The sequence below is a fragment of the Enterobacter sp. TCD1-1 genome, from assembly GCF_020567405.1.
Classification (GTDB): Bacteria; Pseudomonadota; Gammaproteobacteria; order Enterobacterales; family Enterobacteriaceae; genus Enterobacter; species Enterobacter quasiroggenkampii.
In genome coordinates, this window is record NZ_JAJCXF010000004.1 from 202,022 (window position 1) to 222,255 (window position 20,234).

General features: G+C 58.2%; 17 protein-coding genes and 1 pseudogene. 13 read left to right on the forward strand and 5 right to left on the reverse strand.

What is annotated here, in order from left to right; translation table 11 throughout:
- The 4 genes and pseudogenes from LJA86_RS17465 to LJA86_RS17480 all read left to right on the forward strand — a co-directional run bounded on the left by LJA86_RS17465 (position 1) and on the right by LJA86_RS17480 (position 4,747).
- Positions 1 to 1,554: pseudogene (locus tag LJA86_RS17465) on the forward strand (xanthine permease).
- Entirely contained in the window at positions 1,551 to 2,507 is a 957-nt protein-coding gene (locus tag LJA86_RS17470) for a carbamate kinase family protein (protein ID WP_229226493.1), read from the forward strand. The pseudogene LJA86_RS17465 and the gene LJA86_RS17470 overlap by 4 nt, the downstream one beginning before the upstream one ends.
- Position 2,508: 1 nt before the next feature.
- On the forward strand, positions 2,509 to 3,888 hold the full coding sequence (locus LJA86_RS17475) for an amidohydrolase family protein (RefSeq protein WP_063622326.1): 1,380 nt from the start codon (positions 2,509 to 2,511) through the stop codon (positions 3,886 to 3,888).
- A gap of 124 nt (positions 3,889 to 4,012) precedes the next feature.
- Positions 4,013 to 4,747 carry a class I SAM-dependent methyltransferase gene (locus tag LJA86_RS17480; protein ID WP_229226494.1) on the forward strand — a complete coding sequence of 245 codons (735 nt, stop codon included), beginning with the start codon at positions 4,013 to 4,015 and terminating at the stop codon, positions 4,745 to 4,747.
- Here the strand turns inward: LJA86_RS17480 and LJA86_RS17485 are convergent.
- Positions 4,741 to 5,343: a short chain dehydrogenase gene (locus LJA86_RS17485; RefSeq protein WP_069720367.1), complete on the reverse strand. Its 603-nt coding sequence runs from the start codon at positions 5,341 to 5,343 to the stop codon at positions 4,741 to 4,743. The genes LJA86_RS17480 and LJA86_RS17485 overlap by 7 nt on opposite strands.
- 97 nt (positions 5,344 to 5,440) lie before the next feature.
- On the opposite strand from LJA86_RS17485, the gene LJA86_RS17490 reads away from it, so the two are divergent.
- From LJA86_RS17490 to LJA86_RS17525, 8 genes are all read left to right on the forward strand, one after another.
- Entirely contained in the window at positions 5,441 to 6,328 is an 888-nt protein-coding gene (locus LJA86_RS17490; protein ID WP_229226495.1) for a LysR family transcriptional regulator, read from the forward strand.
- A 20-nt stretch (positions 6,329 to 6,348) separates the two neighbouring features.
- Positions 6,349 to 7,530: a PLP-dependent aminotransferase family protein gene (locus LJA86_RS17495; protein ID WP_048029265.1), complete on the forward strand. Its 1,182-nt coding sequence runs from the start codon at positions 6,349 to 6,351 to the stop codon at positions 7,528 to 7,530.
- Positions 7,531 to 7,929: 399 nt separating this feature from the next.
- Positions 7,930 to 8,538 carry a LuxR C-terminal-related transcriptional regulator gene (locus LJA86_RS22220; protein ID WP_175481435.1) on the forward strand — a complete coding sequence of 203 codons (609 nt, stop codon included), beginning with the start codon at positions 7,930 to 7,932 and terminating at the stop codon, positions 8,536 to 8,538.
- Positions 8,539 to 8,637: 99 nt separating this feature from the next.
- Positions 8,638 to 9,183: a fimbrial protein gene (locus LJA86_RS17505; protein WP_045909280.1), complete on the forward strand. Its 546-nt coding sequence runs from the start codon at positions 8,638 to 8,640 to the stop codon at positions 9,181 to 9,183.
- Positions 9,184 to 9,218: 35 nt separating this feature from the next.
- Positions 9,219 to 9,881, forward strand: a complete 663-nt coding sequence (locus LJA86_RS17510) for a molecular chaperone (RefSeq protein ID WP_229226496.1) — start codon at positions 9,219 to 9,221, stop codon at positions 9,879 to 9,881.
- Positions 9,882 to 9,925: 44 nt separating this feature from the next.
- The gene (locus LJA86_RS17515) at positions 9,926 to 12,454 is read left to right on the forward strand and encodes a fimbria/pilus outer membrane usher protein (RefSeq protein ID WP_229226497.1); all 2,529 of its coding nucleotides are present in this window, start codon (positions 9,926 to 9,928) and stop codon (positions 12,452 to 12,454) included.
- A gap of 11 nt (positions 12,455 to 12,465) precedes the next feature.
- On the forward strand, positions 12,466 to 13,500 hold the full coding sequence (locus LJA86_RS17520; RefSeq protein ID WP_080474238.1) for a fimbrial protein: 1,035 nt from the start codon (positions 12,466 to 12,468) through the stop codon (positions 13,498 to 13,500).
- A gap of 84 nt (positions 13,501 to 13,584) precedes the next feature.
- Positions 13,585 to 14,103: a DUF6622 family protein gene (locus tag LJA86_RS17525; protein ID WP_229226498.1), complete on the forward strand. Its 519-nt coding sequence runs from the start codon at positions 13,585 to 13,587 to the stop codon at positions 14,101 to 14,103.
- Positions 14,104 to 14,105: 2 nt separating this feature from the next.
- Here LJA86_RS17525 and LJA86_RS17530 read toward each other — a convergent pair whose 3' ends face one another.
- Complete coding sequence (locus LJA86_RS17530; RefSeq protein ID WP_045909277.1) at positions 14,106 to 14,525, reverse strand: nuclear transport factor 2 family protein; 420 nt, start codon at positions 14,523 to 14,525, stop codon at positions 14,106 to 14,108.
- 97 nt (positions 14,526 to 14,622) lie between these two features.
- Here LJA86_RS17530 and LJA86_RS17535 point away from each other — a divergent pair, with 97 nt between their 5' ends.
- Entirely contained in the window at positions 14,623 to 15,360 is a 738-nt protein-coding gene (locus tag LJA86_RS17535; protein ID WP_126533936.1) for an AraC family transcriptional regulator, read from the forward strand.
- A 48-nt stretch (positions 15,361 to 15,408) separates the two neighbouring features.
- Here LJA86_RS17535 and LJA86_RS17540 read toward each other — a convergent pair whose 3' ends face one another.
- Genes LJA86_RS17540 through LJA86_RS17550 form a run of 3 tightly spaced genes read right to left on the reverse strand, consistent with a single transcriptional unit; the run spans position 15,409 to position 20,190 of the window.
- A complete protein-coding gene (locus LJA86_RS17540; protein ID WP_086374946.1) occupies positions 15,409 to 16,578 on the reverse strand; it encodes an HlyD family efflux transporter periplasmic adaptor subunit in 1,170 nt (389 codons plus the stop codon).
- Between the two features lie 10 nt (positions 16,579 to 16,588).
- Entirely contained in the window at positions 16,589 to 18,790 is a 2,202-nt protein-coding gene (locus tag LJA86_RS17545) for a type I secretion system permease/ATPase (protein WP_229226499.1), read from the reverse strand.
- The gene (locus LJA86_RS17550) at positions 18,787 to 20,190 is read right to left on the reverse strand and encodes a TolC family outer membrane protein (RefSeq protein WP_229226500.1); all 1,404 of its coding nucleotides are present in this window, start codon (positions 20,188 to 20,190) and stop codon (positions 18,787 to 18,789) included. Before LJA86_RS17550 ends, LJA86_RS17545 begins: the two co-directional genes overlap by 4 nt.
- Positions 20,191 to 20,234: the final 44 nt, after the last annotated feature.

Sequence of the window (20,234 nt, forward strand, 5' to 3'; positions counted from 1 at the left end):
ATGAAAAACATGAAACTGGAGTGGAAAAGAGGTGACTGGGCGGCGTATTTCGGGTTGATGACCAACAACCTGACCAATTTGCTGACCATGATGGGGTTGCTCATTTTTGTCGTCGGCATCCCGAAGGAGATTGTTTATGGACGCATTGCGCCAGCCTTCGGGCTGGCGGTGCTGACCGCGAGTATTTGCTACGCCTGGTTTGGCATGCAGATGGCGCGCCAGACCGGGCGCACGGACGTCACCGCGCTGCCGTCCGGCCCCAGCGCGCCGTCGATTTTTACCGTGACCTTCCTGGTGTTGATGCCGGTCTATCAGCAGACCGGTGATGCGGAGTTCGCCATCCAGATTGGCCTGGTGTAGTGCTTCGTGGAGGCGATGATCCTGGCGGGCGGCTCGTTTTTAGGGGAAACCATCCGCAAGATGATCCCGCGCACCGTGCTGCTGTCGTGCCTGTCCGGTTTGGGTCTGCTGCTCCTGGCGATGAACCCGATGCTGCAGGCGTTCGAGGCGCCGACCGTGTCGTTTATCGTGCTGCTGCTGATTTTCATCAACTGGTTCGGTAAAAAGCCGATCTTTGCCCGCATCCCAACCGGATTGCTGCTGCTGATTGCCGGCACGGCCCTGGCGTGGATCTCCGGCCTGCAGAGCCCGGAGGCGATTAAAGCTTCCATGTCATCCTTCGGCTTTAACCCGCCGCAGGTGCACGTGGAAGGTTTCCTGCAGGGGCTGCCGCACGCGCTACCGTATCTTGCCTCTGCCGTACCGCTGGGTCTGGCGAACTACATCTTTGACCTGGAGAACATCGAAAGCGCCCACGCGGCGGGGGATGAATACCCGACGCGTAAAGTCATGCTGGCGAACGGTCTGGCCTCCATGCTCGGCTGTCTGATGGGGAACCCGTTCCCGGTGACGGTCTACGTCGGCCATCCCGGCTGGAAAGCGATGGGTGCGAGCATCGGCTACACGCTGGCCTCCGGCGTGACCATGTTCATCGTGCCGCTGTTCGGGCTGGGGGCGTTTATGCTCGCCATCATTCCGATGACCGCCATCGTGCCGATTCTGGTGTTTATCGGCGTGGTCACCGCCAATCAGGTGGTAAGGGAAACGCCGAAGGTGGAAGTGCCCGTGATCTTCATCTGCCTGTTCCCGTGGATCGCCAACTGGGCGCTGACCATGATGAACAGCGTGATGGGCGCGGCGGGTACGAATGCCGCCAACATCGGTACCGACGTGCTGCATAGCAAAGGGATCTACTACGAAGGATTAGTCCATCTGGGGAACGGGGCACCGCTCGCCAGCATGCTGTGGGGCTGTATCGCCATTTTCGCCATCATCAACAAACCGCTGCGCGGTGCCGTGGCTGCGGCGGGCGGGGCGCTGCTGGCGCTGTTCGGGGTGATCCACGCTCCGGTCGTGGGCTTTGCCGAAGGCCGTTCGCTGATGTTCGTCACCGCGTATCTGATGATGGGCGGCATGTTTGTGGTGAAGCATGTGCTGGATAGTCGTGAAGCGGCGAGCGCTGAGCCGGGTACTGTTGCGAAGGAGCACGTATGAAAGAGCTTATGGTCGTCGCCATTGGCGGCAACAGCATTATCAAAGACAACGCCAGCCAGTCGGTTGAACATCAGGCGCAGGCGGTTAAAGCGGTGGCAGAGTCCGTGCTCGAAATGCTGGCCTCCGATTATGACATCGTGCTTACCCACGGCAACGGCCCTCAGGTGGGGCTGGATCTGCGCCGGGCTGAAATTGCCCACGAGCGGGAGGGGCTTCCCCTCACGCCGCTGGCAAACTGCGTGGCGGACACCCAGGGCGGCATTGGCTACCTGATCCAGCAGGCGCTGAACAACCGCCTGGCCGCGCGCGGGGAGCAAAAAGCGGTTACGGTCGTCACGCAGGTGGAAGTGGATAAAAACGATCCCGGTTTTACGCACCCGACGAAACCGATCGGCGCGTTCTTCAGCGAGGCGCAGCGCGACGAACTGCAGCGCGCGCACCCGGACTGGCACTTTGTTGAGGATTCGGGCCGGGGATATCGTCGCGTGGTGGCCTCGCCGCAGCCGTTGCGCATTGTCGAGGCCGATGCGATCAAGACCCTGACGCAAAAAGGCTTTGTGGTGATCGGCGCGGGCGGCGGCGGTATTCCCGTGGTGCGTTCGGCGCAGGGCGACTACCAGAGCGTTGACGCGGTGATTGATAAAGATCTCTCCACCGCGCTGCTGGCGCGCGAGATCCGCGCCGACGTGCTGGTGATTACCACCGGCGTGGAGAAGGTGTGCGTCAACTTCGGCAAGCCAAACCAGCAGGCGCTGGACACCGTCAACGTAGCGGAGATGACGCGCTACAGGGAAGAAGGTCACTTCCCGGCGGGCAGCATGCTGCCCAAAATCGTCGCCTCGCTGGAATTTTTACACCACGGCGGCAGGCGGGTGATCATCACCTCGCCAGACTGTCTGCCCGCCGCGCTGCGCGGGGAAACCGGTACCCATATTGTGAATGAAGGAAGATAAGATGAGTGAAAACAAAAGCCGCCGTGAATTTATCAGCCAGAGCGGCAAAATGGTGACCGCCTGCGCGCTGTTTGGCGCAACCGGATCCGTCGCGTATGCTGCTGACTCCGCAAAGCCACTCTGCGAGACCGGTAAGCCTATGAATATCACCGCGAAACATTACTATCTGGACAACGTGCTGCTCGAAGCCGGGTTTAACTTCGACGGCGGCGTGGCGACGAGCACCCGTACCGAGCTGAAAACGCTGGAGATCAAGGACGGGAAGATCGTCGCCCTGCGCGACAACAAGCGCCACGCCGACGCCACGCTGCCGCACTACGATGCGGGCAACAAGCTGATGCTCCCGGCAATGCGCGACATGCACATCCACCTGGATAAAACCTTCTACGGCGGCCCGTGGCGATCGCTCAACCGCCCGGCGGGCACCACGATTCAGGATATGATCCGCCTGGAACAAAAGCTGTTGCCTGAGCTGCAGCCCTACACCCAGGAGCGTGCGGAAAAGCTGATCGACCTGATCCAGTCGAAAGGCTCCACCATCGCCCGCAGCCACTGCAATATTGAGCCGGTTTCCGGTCTGAAAAACCTGGAAAATTTGCAGGCGGTCCTGGCGCGCCGCAAACCTGGTTTTGACTGCGAAATCGTCGCCTTCCCGCAGCACGGGCTGCTGCTGTCGAATTCTGAAAAGCTGATGCGCGAGGCGATGCAGGCCGGGGCGCACTACGTGGGCGGGCTGGATCCAACCAACGTCGACGGCGCGATGGAGAAATCTCTCGATCTGATGTTTCAGATTGCGCTGGACTACGACAAAGGGGTGGACATTCACCTGCACGAAACCAGCCCTGCGGGCGTGGCGGCGGTGAACTACATGGTCGAAACCGTGGAGAAAACGCCGGCTCTGAAGGGGAAACTCACCATCAGCCACGCCTTCGCGCTGGCGACGCTCAACGAACAGCAGGTGGATGAGATCGCCACCCGCATGGCGGCGCAGCAGGTGACCATCGCTTCGACCGTGCCGATTGGCACCCTGCATATGCCGCTGAAGCAGCTGCGGGACAAGGGCGTGTTTGTGATGACCGGCACCGACAGCGTGATCGACCACTGGTCGCCGTACGGTCTGGGGGACATGCTGGAGAAAGCCAATCTTTACGCCCAGCTCTACATCCGCCCGAACGAGCAGACGCTCTCCCGCGCGCTGGGAATTGCGACCGGCGACGTGCTGCCGCTGAACGACAAAGGGGAGCGCGTGTGGCCGAAAGCGCAGGATGACGCCAGCTTTGTGCTGGTGGACGCCTCCTGTTCCGCCGAAGCCGTGGCGCGCATTTCCCCGCGTACCGCAACGTTCCATAAAGGAAATCTGGTCTGGGGTACGGTGGGCTAATGGGGTGCCGGGTGGCGCTGCGCTTACCCGGCCTACTGAAACCCTCAAATCGTAGGCCGGGTAAGCGCAGCGCCACCCGGCAATGTTTTATACTGGGAGTCACATTCTTAAAGAGGGATCTGCCATGGCACAAAACATCTACGACAACCCGGCGTTTTTTGAAGGCTACGCCCAGCTTCCGCGTTCGGTGCAGGGGCTGGACGGCGCGCCGGAGTGGCCCGCGCTGAAAAGCCTGCTGCCCGATTTAACCGGCAAATCGGTTGTCGATCTCGGCTGCGGCTACGGCTGGTTCTGCCGCGCCGCGAGCGAGTTGGGTGCTGCTCACGTCACGGGGATCGATATCTCAGAAAAGATGCTCGCCCGCGCAGCGGAGCTTACCGCGGACCCACTGATTCACTATCAGCGTAGCGATCTGGACTCTCTCAGCCTAGACGAAAACAGCGTCGATCTGGTCTACAGCTCGCTGGCGCTGCACTATCTGCCGGAACTGGACACGGTATTTGCCGAGGCTCAGCGCGCGCTTAAGCCCGGCGGCAGCCTGGTCTTTTCGATGGAACACCCGATTTACACCTGCGCCTCGCGTCAGGGCTGGCTGACCGACGATAACGGCGAGCGGTTCTGGGGCGTGAATCATTATCAGGACGAAGGCCAGCGTGTCAGCAACTGGCTGGCAGACGGGGTGATCAAATACCACCGCACGCTGGGCACCACGCTTAACGCGCTGATCAAGGCCGGATTAACGATAAGCAACGTCAACGAGTGGGGACCAACGCAGGCGCAGATTGACGCCTGGCCCGCGCTGGCCGAGGAGGCGGAGCGCCCGATGCTGGTGCTGATCGCCGCCCGCAAGGATCAGTAGCCGACCTTGTATACGCGTCCGGTCTGTACGCCTTCCACGCTGCGACGATAGGCTTGCGCCACCGTGGCGGCAGGCACGCTTTCGAAGCCCGGGAAGAAGCCATCGTACGTGTCGACCGATTCGGTGAGCACCGTCGGGCTGATCAGGTTGATGCGGATCCCGCGCGGCAGTTCGCAGGCTGCGGCGCGAACAAACCCTTCCAGCGCGGCATTCACCGTGGTGGCGTTCACGCCCTGCGCAATCGGCTCGTGTGCCACGATCCCGCTTATCAACGTAATCGAGCCGCCTTCATTCAGGTAGTGCTGGCCGGTCAGCGCCAGGCGCACCTGCCCCAGCAGCTTATCCTGCAGTCCCTGGTTAAAGTCGCTGTCTTTCATGGTCGCGAGCGGGCCGAAATAGAGGCCACCGCTGGCGGACACAATCGCATCCACCTGGCCGATTTTCTCGAACAGCGCCTGAACGCTTGACTGCGAGGTGATATCCACCTGCTCGTCGCCCTGGGTGCGACCGACGCGGATGACCTCGTGGCGACGACTCAGCTCTTCCGTTACCGCACGACCGACCGTACCGCTGGCACCAATAATGACGATTTTCATAGCTGACTCCTTCTGTTGTGAGCCTTCATTCTTTAATAAATTAAAATGCGGATAAACTGGGCTAAAGTTAGAAGATTGCTAACCAGAGGTTTGGAATATGGATAAGCTCCGCAGCATGGAGACGTTTATTGCCGTGGTGGAAAGCGGCAGCTTCACCGGTGCGGCGGCGCGGCTGGAGATGTCGGCGGTAATGGTGGGGAAGTACGTTGCGCTGCTGGAGTCCCAGCTTGGCACCCGCCTGCTGGAGCGTAACACGCGCCGCCAGAGCCTGACGGATGCCGGACGCGTCTACTTCGACGAGGCGAAGCGGGTGCTGGAGCAGGTCGTGATTGCCGAAAGCGCGGTTGAACGGCTGCGCGCCGCGCCGTCTGGCACCCTGCGCGTCACGGCGCCCACGTCGTTTGGCGGCTGCGTGATCGCCCCGCTGACGGCAACCTTTTTACAGCGCTACCCGGAGGTACGCATCGAGCTGGATCTCACCAACCGAATGGTCGATCTGGTGGAGGAGGGCGTCGATCTGGCCATTCGCATTGGCGACGTTCGCAACGACGATCTGGTGGCGAAATACCTGTGCCCCTACAACATGGTGATCTGCGCCGCGCCGGACTATTTAGCGCGACACGGCACGCCGCAAACGCCAGACGATCTGGTGGATCATCTCTGTCTTTCGCACACGGTGTGGACGGCACGCAACGAGTGGCGGCTGCCGGGCGTGGAAGGGGAGGTGCGCTGGAAACGGGATGCCGTATTACGGTGCAACGACGGCTACGGCTTACGCATGGCGGCGCGAGCCGGGGCGGGGCTATTGCTGCAACCGGAAGTGCTGGTGGCGGAAGAGCTGGCAAGCGACAGACTGGTGCGGGTAATGGAACCGTTCACGCCCGCGCCGAGGCCGGTGCATCTACTGTGGCGCCAGGATTTGCGGCCGCTGCCTAAGCTGACGGAATTTATCGCCCATATTCTGCTAAGATTGAGCACACTATAAAAACAGAAGGTAAGCAAAGAATGTCCGTGAGTAAACTCGCCAGCAGCGCGCAGGGCCTGCAATCATCTGCCATCCGTGAATTATTAAAACATAGCAAAATGGCGGGCGTGATCTCGCTGGGGGGCGGTATTCCAAACCCTGACCTGTTCGATCGCGAAGGGCTGAAAATTGCCGCTGATGCCGTATTATCTCAGCATTTTGGCGAGGCGTTTCAGTATGGCCTGACCGAAGGCGTACCGGGACTGCGGGAAGAGATTCAGCGCATTTGCGAGGGGCGAGGCATTCGCTGTAAGGCCGATGACGTGGTCGTAACCTCCGGTTCACAGCAGTCCCTCGACGTGCTGGCGCGCGCGTTAATTAACCCGGGCGATATTGTTGTCGTCGAGCGTCCAACCTATCTCGCCGCCCTGCAGGTATTCGGCCTGGCGCAGGCGAATTTTGAATCCGTTGGCACCGACGGCGACGGCATGAAGGTGGACGAACTTGAGGCCCTGGTGGCAAAGAAAGCCATCAAAGCGGTCTATATCGTTCCAACCTTTGGTAACCCTGGCGGCGTGACGCTTTCTGAGGCGCGTCGTAAACAGCTGGTGGAGCTCTCGAAGCGCTATGACTTCGTAATCATCGAAGACGATCCGTACAGCGAAATTAACTATACCGATGAAGTCTTCCGCCCGTTAATTGCCCATGCCAAAGATATCGGCAATGAAGAGAACGTGGTGTATACCTCCACCTTCTCTAAAATTCTCGCGCCGGGCACGCGCGTAGGCTGGGTGGTGGTGCCGGAATGGTTGAAGCGCGCGGTGGTGAACCTGAAGCAAACCACCGATCTGCACACCAGCACGCTGTCGCAGCTGATGACGTATGAGTACCTGAAGACCGGCCGTCTGGCCGATCAGATTAAAACGATCCGCGAAGCCTATCGTCAGAAATACCAGACGTTCGCCACGGAACTGGAAGCCGAGCTGGGCGACGTGATGTCGTTCCACAAGCCGAAGGGCGGCATGTTCCTGTGGGCGAAAATGAACAACGGCATGAACACCACCCGCTGGCTGGAAAAAACGTTAAGTAACGGCGTGGTATTTGTGCCGGGCGAATTTTTCTACTGCAATGAGCCGGACCCAGCGACGCTGCGCATGTCGTTTGTCACGCCAACGGATGAAGAGCTGAAAGAGGCCGTTCGACGCCTGAAAGCCTCTTTATAACAGAATGGCGGGGTATGATTCTGGACGTTATTTAAGCGGTGAAGCTGAAAATGCAGATCAGGAACTTCACGTTAACTTGCGCAGGATCATACCCGGGCCATGTTTTTGGATTGTATTCGAAAAGTAATACCAAAATTAACATTATCTAACTAATTAATTATTAATACTTTTTTTCTAAGAAAAGCATTTTTTGTATTATCCTTTTTCGGATTGCTCTTACACTTGTTGCCCATATTCTTATTTGCATCTCATTCATTTTGATCTGAATAATGTCTCATGGAATAAGCGCAGTCGTTGGATGATTTTTTAGCGTTCGCTCAGGGTTAAATCACTTCACAAGCTCTATTCCCGGAATGTTATACATGGATCAGTATAAGGTTACGGATGATGATTATTTGTGTGTCTGATAATGTCTGGTTCAGAATTGGATTGAGTGAAATCATACAAAATTGCCAGAGAGATAAGCAGGAACTGAAGTTTTTAGCATTTGAAAAAGCCAGCGTAACGCTGAGCACGATGGTAATGAGATCACCGGTCACGATAATCATTGACTATTATATTGCTGACCACAGTTTACTGTTGTTACTGTTAAAGATGAAGCGCCAGAATGTTTTTGACAATATACTTATTATTACGACTAATGCGCGAATTGTGGAAGTGACTGAAAATATTTTGCTGGACTCGGTTGCTGATATCTTAATTGATAACAGCGAATCATTTGATAAACTCAGCACTTTTATGGTCAAAGATAAGGCTGGCCAGATTATTTCAAAATCCGTGACCAATAAAACCTGGGCGATGATTAAGAAAAATTCAAATCTCACCCACCGGGAATTAGACCTGATGCCATTTTTTATTACAGGGAAAGGTAATAAAGAGATCTCCCGTCAGGTCGATATTAGTGAGAAAATGGTCAGTATTCACCGGCGTAACATTTATTCCAAACTCCAGGTTGAGAGTCTTACCGGGCTTTATCATTACCTGACAACGGATATAAAGGTTACATAACGTTCGCCGGGAAATGAAGCGTTTTATGCGGGTGTAGTATTCAGGCAGAAACGATGCACTGTTATTCATAATATGTTGTATAAACAGAAGGAGCTGTATATGAAATTGAAATCTCTTTGCGCGGCGATGGTTGCCCTGGGGCTTTTTACCTCTTTTGCCCATGCGGCAGACGGTAAGTTAAAATTTGTAGGGCAAATTGGCTCATCATCCTGCAAGCTCTCCGGGGAAAGCACTGCCGAAATTACGGTTCCGATGGGAACTATTCCGATGGAAACCTTAAAACAAGATGCTAATGGTCCGGAGGTGGGCTTTGCCATTAACCTGACGGGCTGTCAGCCGGGCACCTATTATCTGGTTCTTGACGGCGTCAGCCCGTCCGGTCAGCCGAACGTGCTGGACCTGGATAACGCGACCGCCAGCACCACGGCAAAAGGGGTGGGGATTCAGATTAAAGATATCTCCGACCAGAACATTACCTTATCCAAAACCCTTGATAAATCCGATGCCAGCATCACTATTGCTGAAGGCGACACCTCGGGCAGCGGGACGTTCTTCCTGAAAGCGAACTATTACGCCTATAACAAAGATGCGGTCACCACCGGGGAAGCAAACGCAACGGCCACCTTCACCATTGTTCAACAATAACAGGAGCAGGCCTTCGGGCCTGCTTTTAAGGTGGTATGATGAAGTCACTTATTATTGCGCTATTCGCGCTGTACTCCGCATCGGCTATTTCAGCTATTCAGATTGAAAGTTCACGGGTGATTTATTCCGGTGAGAATAAATCGGCCTCGTTAACGCTGCATAACGCGTCGCAAAAAAATTATATTATCCAGACCTGGCTGGACGAAGATTCAGACAAGCCCGGAAAAGAGATGGTGGTGACGCCGCCTATTATGAAGGTGAAACCCGATCAATCCGCCGTGTTACGTTTTATCTATTCCGGTAAAGGATTACCGACCGACAGAGAAAGCGTTTACTGGATTAACGTTCAGGAAATACCGCCCCGGGCCAGCGAGCCTAATGTGATGCAGCTGGCGATTCGAACGCGCCTTAAGCTTTTTTATCGCCCGGTTGGGATGAAGGCAAAACTGGACGAGCAGATAGGTCAGTTAACGCTGACGAAAAGCAGTGAGGCACTGGTCGTCAGCAATCCGGGGCCTCTGCATATTAGCCTGAGCCAGTTAATTATTAAAACCCCGCAGGGAAAAGAACAAAAAATAACGGCCCCGATGATCGCTCCCTTTGGCAGCGAAACGATTTCTTTTCCAAAAGGCTCGCGGGTGGTTGGCTTAACGTACATTAACGATTACGGCGGCGTTGCCGACGTGAAAATGCACTAAGCCCACGGTTGCAGATTATTAAATAATGTCATGGATGAATCATTATGCAACGAACATGGATCCCCCTGTGCGCGCTTACCTCTTTACTGGTTTCCGGCAGCGAATGTCTGGCGCAAAGTGAATATAACACCGCATTTTTTCATGGAACGGGCGAGCAATCGTTCATTAATTTGATCGACCCTGATTCCGGCATTATTCCCGGAACCTATTCCCTCGAGGTTTACGTTAACCGAAAGCTCGTTGAACAGCGTGACGTTGAGATCGTCCGCGATGAGCCCGACAGCGCGCTGTACCCGTGCATTAGCGCCGATCGGCTGCGCGCGTGGTCCGTCGCACTTCCCGCTGACGATGACGAGTCGTGCTATCCCCTCGAGCGCCGGATTGCGGGTGCGTCCATGAACGTTACGATGACCGAGCACCGGCTGGATATTCAGGTTCCCCAGCTCAATATGCTGACACAACCGCGTGGAACGGTACCCGCCACGCGTTACGACGAGGGCATCAATGCCGCTTTTGTGAACTACAACCTGGCGGCGAACACCATCAGAAGCTACGGGCAAAACAGCCAGTACGCCTACCTTTACCTGAATAACGGCATCAATATAGGGGCGTGGCGCTTGCGCCAGATGGCGAACCTGACAAAGCGGGATGGGGAAACGGGCCACTGGAAAAATGTCTCGTCGTGGGCTGAAAGGGCACTTCCGTCAATCAGGAGTCGTCTGCTGCTGGGACAAGGGAGTACCGGAACAACCCTCTACGACAGTATTCCGTTTCGCGGGGTGCAGCTGGCCTCGGAGCCCATGATGCGTGCAGACAGCCAGTCGCGCTATGCCCCTGTCGTCAGAGGCGTGGCGGAAAGCAATGCCCGCGTTGAGGTTCGACAGAATAAGTATCTGATCTACTCTACCAACGTGCCGCCGGGACCGTTCGCGTTTGATGACATTGTGCCGGTCAGTCAGAGCGGGGATCTGTTTGTCACCATCATTGAAACCGACGGACGGAAAACCAATCTGGTGATCCCCTATACCGTGCTCCCGGGACTGGTTCGCAAGGGGCAGTGGAACTATGAAATCACGGCCGCAAAATATCATGACGGTGCCGACGGCTATGCCCCTGCGTTTGTTGAAAGCCAGCTCGCCAGAGGGATGAGCGATACGGTGACCCTGTCGGGCGGCCTGCTTTCGGCGGAACACTACCGCAGCGCGGCGATGGGCGTGGGCAAAAACATGGGGCATTTTGGCGCGGTGTCCGTCGATCTGGCGTTATCCGACACGCGGCTGGCGCGGGGCGACGATGAGCAAGGGGGGAGCGCTCGCTTCCTGTACGCGAAATCCTTTCTCGATTCCCGCACCGATTTCCAGGTGGCGGGCTATCGTTACTCCTCGTCCGGTTATTACGATTTCCAGGAGTCGGTTCAGGAACGTCGCCGCTGGGATAATGGCCGATATAAAACCTATTACTGGGATGACGCCGATCAGGATAACCCTGACTGGGTCGCGTCAAAGCCTGAAATCCATTACGACAGCCGCTACGCAACCAAAAAAGCGCGGCTGGATATCTCAATGAGCCAGCAGATAGGTGAGATCAGCCAGCTTTATCTCACCTTCAGCAAGCAAAGCTACTGGCAGGATGCCGGTTCTGATACCACGGTTCAGTCTGGCTTTACCTCACGGCTGGGCAATGTGACCTGGAGTCTGTACTACCAGAATACGCGCAACCACTACATTGCACATGACAGCAGCATTAACCTGCGCCTGTCCCTGCCGCTCAGTTTTGGCAGCCACCCGGCGACGGCGACGACAGACCTTCACGCCGATCGTGCCGGAAACGTGTCCTCCTCCGCGGGGCTGAGTGGCTCCCTGCTTGAGGATAACCGCCTTAGCTACGCCATGCAGGTGCAGCAAAACGATGCTGAGGGGACGGCGGGCGATCTGAGCATGGGCTACAAGGGGGGCGCCGGAAATCTGTGGCTGGGCTATTCCAGAGCGGAAGATGTGCAGCAAAGCAGCATGAACCTCAGCGGCGGTATCCTTGCTCACGCTGGGGGCGTGACGCTGTCCCAGCCACCGGGCAGTACCTTTACCCTGATTGAGGCTCAGGATGCGCAAGGGGTGAGGGGAGAGAATCAGGCCGGAGTGCGGATCGACGCTGCGGGCTATGCCGTTGCCCCGCATGCGATTCCTTATCGCAACAATACCTGGTCGTTAAACACCCAGGACTTCCCGGAGGGGCTGGACGTGCCTGTTGCCACCCAGAATAACGTCCCTACCCGCGGCGCGATTACGCGCGTGACGTTTGAAACATATCGGGGCGACAGCGTGCTGATTCACAGCAAACGACCCGACAACAGCGTGCCGCCGGTTGGCGCGCAGGCCTACAGCCGGGGCGAGCGTAACAACGGCATTGTCGGGCCTGACGGGGATATTTTTGTTTCAGGCGTGCTGCCGGGCGAAGCGATCGCCATTCGCTGGGGGGAGGGGGATGACGAACAGTGTCGCATCCAGCTTCCGGATGAGGAACGGCGTGAACAGGATACCGCGGGCTATCGCGAGATCAGCGCAATTTGTCGATAAAGGAGAGGACAATGCAATTTCAGGGACGACATATGCTGTACGCCGCGGTGATTTTTTGCTTCGGCCTGTTTTCTTCCACCGTTATGGCGCTGACCTGTAAAGCCCAGGGCTCGGTGAGCCAGTACGTTGCCATTAACAGCATCATCAAAGCGTCGATCGGTGACTTCGGCACCAACACCAAAATATGGGTATCGTCACCAATCACGGCGACGTTTACCTGCTCTGACACGGACGCCTATCCAAACGGCGAGAGCGCCTATTTATGGCTCGATCCGAAAGATGCGGTGAAAAACGTGCACAACTCTCTGGAGATTGGCATCACCTTCAGGAACGTCGATTACAAGCTGAAGAAGGGCGATAAAATAGAGATTGGTCCCGGTACCGTGTGCCGTCCTAACGGCAACAAAGGCTGTCTCTCCCCGGCGGCCCCGCAGACGTTCACGCTCACCTATCAGGTTTACATCAAAACCACCGGCCTTCCGGCGGCCACCAATGGCAAAGTGATGGGGGATGTCAGCCTGTCGCTCTTCCAGGTAGATGGCGTGGGCGGTCTGCGAGGCGGCACGGTGACTCAGGACGGTAACTTTAACCTGACCATTACCGGGCTGGATAAAATCACCTTTCTGGCCTGCACGCCAAAAGTGCTGCTGGTACCCGATACCCTCGACTTTGGCGTCATCAACGGCAGCTGGGCGACGCCCGGTAAGATTGAAAAAACAAAACCCTTTACGCTACAGGTCGATTTGACGCGTGAAGCCAGCGGTAAAACCTGCACGGGGGAGACGTTGCTGATGACGTTAAGCTCGACGAATACGGTCAAAGACGGGGCAATCATCATGCCCGCGGCAGACAGCGGCTTTGGCTTTATCATTTCCGCCAGCAGCCTGATGGAGCCGCGCATTGCGCTGAACACGCCGCAGGAGATAGGTACGATCGGTGGAGACCGGCTCACGCATGATTATCACGCAGGGTTTATATGGACGACCACGACGCCGAAGCTTGGGGATTACAGTGCGACAGCCACCTTTACCGTGACGTTCAAGTAACAAAAGTGGGGATTGCGCGCGGGCTATTTTGCGTAATACTTATCCCGCGCGATAACGGCCGCGTGACGCCCACGGTAAACAGCTATGTTCGAACAACTGACTGGTATTCTGACGCACACCCCCATCTGGGTCTGGGTGCTGTTTGTGTTTCTGGTTTCTCGTGGGCTCCGGGCCCGCCGGCCCGCCACGGTCACGCTGGAAAAACTGGCGATAATTCCGGCCATTTTTCTGCTATGGGATATTTACGATCTGGTGATGTACCGCTCCCTCAGCGTCGCGACGCTGTCGATGTGGCTTGCGGGCATTCTGGCTGGCGCTGCGCTGGGTTACGCATTGATTCGCCCGACGGCGGTAACTCGCGCCGCCGCGCCGCGCACCCTTTGCCGCCAGGCTGACTACACCGCGCTGCCGTTTATGATGCTGGCGTTCGCGGTGAAATACGTGCTGGGGGTAATGAGCGCCATCGCGCCGCAGACGCTGCAGCAGCCCGCCATCAGCGCCCTTGCGATTGTCTCCGGCGGGCTGTTTGCCGGGGTGTTTATCGGCAAGTTTACGCGGTATGTTGAGGTGCTTAGCCGTACCGCGCCGCACCCGGCGGAGTGACGTTATTCTGTCGCGTGTGCCAGGGTGCGATCTGAAACATCGCCGCTGAGGGCTCGCGTGACTTCATGGATCCGCCAGATTTTCCCTTCACGCAGCGCGGCAAACAGGTAAACCTCTATCTCTGCCTGACGACCATCAGGATACGTGACCGTCACGATATGCCGGTCAGCCAGAAGTTCGTCATGACAGGCTATCTCCGCCACGGTAAAGGCGATCGCGCGGATCTGCGAGCGGACGTGGTTCAGGTGCTGAATAAAACCCCGGTAGTCAAGGGCGTGACCGTCCGTAACCTGTTGGTAATCGGGCGTAAAAACCTCTGCCGGATCGATATCGCCGTTGAATAAGCGGGTTAACAGGCACGCCATTTTTTCGCGCTGCGCGGCGTTGTCAGGCTGGGCTACCAGAGAGGTGATAATGCTCATACGGGCTCCTTATGTGGTTGAGTCCCCATTATCCTTGACAGCCGAAGACGTGGTTTCTGTAATAGGCCGATGAATAACGATTTTCGGTCAAAATGAGATGGTCAGTTTTGAAACGCTCCGTCATCCCGGCGGGTATCGAACACCGTGGCACAGTCATCGCACCGGCCAGCTGTGGCGCATTGCAACGGGTCTGCTGGTCATTGAGACGCAGCAGGCGCGCTCGGTCGTACCGGCAAAACACATTGGCTGGATCCCGCCAGGTCAGCAGCATGCCGCCTTTTCTGAAAGCGCAATAGAAGGCTGCGCCATCTATCTTGACCCCGCCTGCTGTGCAGGGCTTCCCGAAGCACCCGCGCTGTTCGAGCCCGACGATCTGACTCATGCACTGTTTTCCCGTTTATGTGGTGCAGAGAACGAGTACGATCCGCGAAAGCTGACTTTGCTGCTGGATGAGCTTGCCCTGACGCCCCAGGTTCACTTTTCTCTGCCCGTGCCGACGGATCCGCGTCTTAAGAACGTGGTCAGCCATTTGCTGCAGTTTGTCGATGATAACCAGACGGTCGAGAGTCATGCTATTCATGCTGGGATGAGTGTGCGTACGTTCAATCGTCGGTTTAGTGCCCAGACCGGAATGAACTTTGTTAACTGGCGGCAGCTGGCGCGCGTCATGCAGGCAATGGAGTGGCTGGCGGCGGGGAAGCCGGTAGGGTGGATTGCGCTGTCCTGCGGCTACAGCAGCGTCAGCGCATTTATTGAGGTTTTCAGAGCATGGACCGGTAAAACACCGGGGCAGTGGGCGATGTTGCGGTCTGATGCCCTCCCCACGTCCCGCTGAGCTTTACAATGTAGGCCGGGTAAGGCGAAGCCGCCACCCGGCGATTGACTACCGCTCCCTCAGCGCTTCTTTCGCCCGGTTAAACGGCTTGATCAGATAATCCAGCACCGTTTTCTCGCCGGTCTTAATGTCCACCGTGGCAATCATCCCCGGCACAATCGAGAAATGCCTGCCCGCCTTATTGACCAGGTAATCCTGGCTGGTGCGGATAAATACCCGGTAGTAAAACACCTCCGGCTTGGCCTCGTCCTGAATAGTGTCCGGCGAAATCGTCTCCACGACCCCGTGCAGCCCGCCGTAAATGGCGTAATCGTAGGCGGTGATCTTCACCAGCGCCTCCTGATTCGGGTGGATAAAGGCGATATCACGCGGCGACAGGCGGGTTTCAATCAGCAGATGATCGTCAACCGGCACAATCTCCATCAGCTCGCCGTTGGGCGGGATCACGCCGCCGATGGTGGTGACCTTGATGTTTTTGACGATCCCGCGCACCGGGGATTTTACCGTCAGACGGGTGACGGAATCCTGACGGCCCTTGAGGATCGCCGAAACCATATCCACTTCCGCGTTGGCCTTGGAGAGCGCCTCGCGGGCCTGGACGTAATACTGGGAACGCACGTCGGTGAGCTTCAGTTCCAGATCGCTTTTCTGCCGCTGCAGGCGCAGCACCTCCACGTGGCTGGCGGCCCCGGTCTTCACCAGCCGCTGGGTAATGGCCAGCTCTTTATTCGCCAGATCTAACGCGGCGCGAAGCTCCCGCTGGGTATCCTCCAGCTGCGCGCGGCGCGAGTTGTACAGCCGCGTTTCGTCGGCAATCAGATCCGGCCATTTCGCCAGTGAAGGAGGGAACTTCAGCGGCAGATCGTTCACCTCGGCGTACAGGCGGGCGCTGGAGGCCAGAGACGCGCGGTAGCGCGCCGCGCTTTCGCCGACGTTTGATTCGGAACGGGTAGGGTCAAGCCGCGCCAGCACCTGTCCGGCCTGCACCTGATCGCCCTCGTGGACGTTCAGCTCGGTGAGGATCCCCCCGTCCAGCGACTGTAAAACCTGCTCGCGCGAGCTGGGGATCACTTTCCCCGATCCGGTTGACACCTCATCCAGCACGCCAAACCACGCCCAGACGCCCAGCACCACAAACATCAGCAGCGAGAAGATCACGATCCGACGCGCGCCGGTGTAGCCGCTTTCCGAGTCGAGGGCGTTATCCAGATCGTCCATTGCCGCCACGTCACGCTGACTGATTTTCATTTTTCCACTCCCGTCCGGTTGCTGCCTGCTGCTGTTGCTGCTGCTGCATACGGCTGTTGCTCAGCGCCTGGGCTTTTGGCGCGTCCATCACCAGCATCCCATCTTTCAACACGACCACGCGCTCCACCAGCTCCAGCACCGGTACACGATGGGTGGCGACGATCAGGGTGCGGTGCCCGAGCCAGTCGCCCAGCCGCTGGATAAATTCCCGCTCGGTGTGCTCGTCCAGCGAGGCGGTGGGTTCATCCATCAGCACGATATTCGGATCGCGCAGCAGCATCCGCGCCAGCAGAATCGACTGACGCTGCCCGCCGGAGAGCCCCACGCCGTTTTCCATGATCGGGTAGTCCAGCCCCTTGGGCAGCTTCTGCACGAAACTTGCCGCGCCGGTCAGTTCCAGCGCCTCGAAGATCTCTTCGTCGGTGGCGCGCGGCATGCCGAGGGTGATGTTCTCGCGCAGGGTGCCGTAAAACAGCCGCGCGTTCTGGGTCATAAAGCCGACGTTGCGCCGCACGTCCGCCACGTCGAGATGCGGCAGGCTGAAGCCGTCGAGCCGCAGCTCGCCCGCCGCCAGATCCATCCCGCCCGCCATCGCCTGCAGCAGGGTCGATTTGCCCGCACCGTTGCGCCCGAGGATCGCCACTTTCTCACCCGGCCCGATCTCCAGGCGGTTAATGCGCAGCGCCATGCGCGGATCGTCCGGCTGATAGCGGAACTGCGCCTGCTCAAAGAGGTAGTGACCGCGCAGCACGTCCTGGCGGATCGGCGTCTCCTCGCGCTGGTTTTCGGTTGGGAGCTGCATGATGCTGTCCAGCCCCTCTTTTGCCGCTTTGACCTGCTGCCAGCGGGCCAGCACGCCGCACAGCGTCGCCATCGGGGCGATCATGCGGGAGGCCAGCATCGAGGCGGCGACCACCGAGCCGGTGGTCAGGGTGCCGTCGATCACCATCGGCGCGCCGACCACAATCACGGCGGCGTAAACCAGGCTCTGGATGGTCATCCCCCAGCTGATCAGGTTCTGCGTCAGCTCGCGGGTGCGCAGGCCGGATTCGGCGGTGATCTGGATATAGCTGTTCCACTGCTGCAAAAAGCGGTTTTCCGCCTGCATCAGCTTGATGTCCTCCAGCCCCTGAACGCTCTCCACCAGCACCGCATTGCGCAGGGTTGATTCATGGGCCGACTGCTTTGCCAGCTCCGCCAGCTTTTTCTGCAGCAGCAGGCCGGGCAGAACCATAATCACCGCCGCGACCGGGGCGATCCACGCCAGCTGTGGGGCGATGATCGCCAGCACCACCACGAACAGTAAAAAGAAGGGCAGGTCGACAATCGTCGAGATGGTGGACGAGGTGACCATCTCGCGGATCTGCTCCAGCTCGCGCAGCTGTGAGATAAAGCTGCCGGTAGAGCGGGGAATCGCGCTGTTGCGCAGCCGCAGCGCGTGGCCGAAGACGCGATCCGAGACGCGCATATCCGAGCGCTTGCCGAGCAGATCCATAATGTGCCCGCGCGCCACGCGCAGCACGAAGCCAAACAGGGTGGCGATCAGCACCCCGATGGTCAGGACGTACAGCGTCGGGTAGGACTGGGCGGGGATCACCCGGTCATACACCTGCATGGAAAAGACGATCCCGGAAAGCGACAGCACGTTGATAAACAGCGCGGCCAGCATCACCCAGCTGTAGGGGCGGAGATCGCGCATCACCAGCCGGTAGAGCCAGTCCGAACGATATTTTGAGATATAGGCATCCACGCGGCTGTCCTTCAGCGCGGCGAGTGGCCGCAGGGCAATGACGTGGCGGATGGCGGGCAGCATGGCCGTCATCGACAGCCGGTTAGTGTAGGTCTGGTCGTCGAAGAAGCTGACTTCCAGCGTGTCGTCGCCGTCGAAGTGCTCGATCGCACCGACCCGGCCGTCATTCAGCGCCACCACCACCGGCAGACGCCAGCTGTTGATTGATTGCTGGTCAGCGGTGAGCAGTTGAAACGACAGCCCCGCCTCACGCGCCAGTTGGGTGAGGGCGGGCACCATCGGTTTGCCTTTCAGCCACGGTGCGCCTGCGATCAGCGCGCCGGGCGAGCAGGCGACGCGGTAGCGCGTGGCGATAAAGCCAAAGGCCTGCGCCCACTGCGCCAGCGCCTCATCCGTCATGTTTTCACCTTGCGGGATATCACGCTGCTTCATGGCTGGATCTCCACGGTCTGGATGGTGCGGTTATCAAGGTCGAACGCATGACGCAATTGCCCGGTGTTATACAGGCAGTTGAGCTGCAGCTGGTGCAGCTGACCGAGGGTCTGCTGCTGGGTGAAGCGCGCCTGATAAACCTCCTGTTCGGCGTTGAGCACGTCGAGCAGCGGGCGCGAGCCGAGGTCAAGATACTGCTGCTGGTACAGTTCGCGGGTGCGGGCGCTGAGCGCCTCCTGGCGGCCCTGAATTTGCAGCGTGCTTTGTAGGCTCATCACCTGACTGCGGGCTTCCAGCAGTTTCTGTCGGACATCCAGGCGCGTGCGCTGAATGGTGGACTGTGCCGCTTCCACCGCGTGTCCGGCGGCGTTACGCCGGGCGGTGAGGCCGCCGCCCTGATAGAGCGGCATCTGCACTTTCACCCATGCGGAATACTGGGTGCGATCCCGCGTGTCGCTGCCCGCGTAGCGATCGTTCATGTAATGGCGCACCTCCGGCTCCAGCGAGACGGTTGGCGTCATCTGCGCGTCGGCGTAGTCGAGGTTAGCCTGGGCGACGTTAGCCTGCGCCCAGGCGGCGAGCACCGCAGGAACCAGGCGGTCGTCCGGCTCGGCGACATCGCAGCTGCGGGCCAGCTTTTGCGGAAAGTCGTTGCTGATCGCGTTCAGGCTGTTCCAGCCGAGAAAGCTCATCAGCGTCGCGCGTGCGCTCTCCAGGCTGGCCTGGTACTGCATCAGCTGGGCGCGCGCGCCTTCGATACGGGCATCGGTCTGCACCACGTCAGAGAGCGACGTGGCGCCCTCGTCGTTACGCTGGCGGGTCAGCGTGCCGATGGAGGAGAGGGCCTCAAGCTGCTCTTTGGCGGTGTCGACCATTTGCTGCCAGGTCTGCACCTGTACCATGGCGACGGCGGTATCGTGGGCGATGGTGTCGATACTCACCAGCACGTTGGCCTGCTGCTGGGCAACGCCAGCGCTCTCGGCGCGCACCTGGCTGGCCACTTTGCCGAAGTCATAGAGCATTTGAGAGAGAGAAAGCACCAGAGACGGCGTAAAGCCGTTCTGGTCGCCGTCGTGGGAATACCCATTGTCCACGCCGGCATTAATCTGCGGATAGTATTTTGACTTCGCGACGTCCACCTCTTCGCTCTGCTGGTAGAGTTTGCCCACGGCTTCGCTGATGGCCGGGTGCCACGTGACGGCACGGTTAACGGCTTCGCCAAGCTGTAATGAACCGGGAGCGGCGTTGCCAGCCACCGGGGCCACGCGGCCGTTGAGTGAGGGGAGTTCCTGCGTTTCGCGAAGCTGTCCGGTATTGATGATTGCCGCCGGATTTGCGCAGAAAGCGGGCACAGATATCAGGCAGCACGAGAGCCACCAGTAAGGCATCTTCATTCCCATGTCATGTCCCTAATAAAAATGTACAGCTTTATTATTAATGCCCG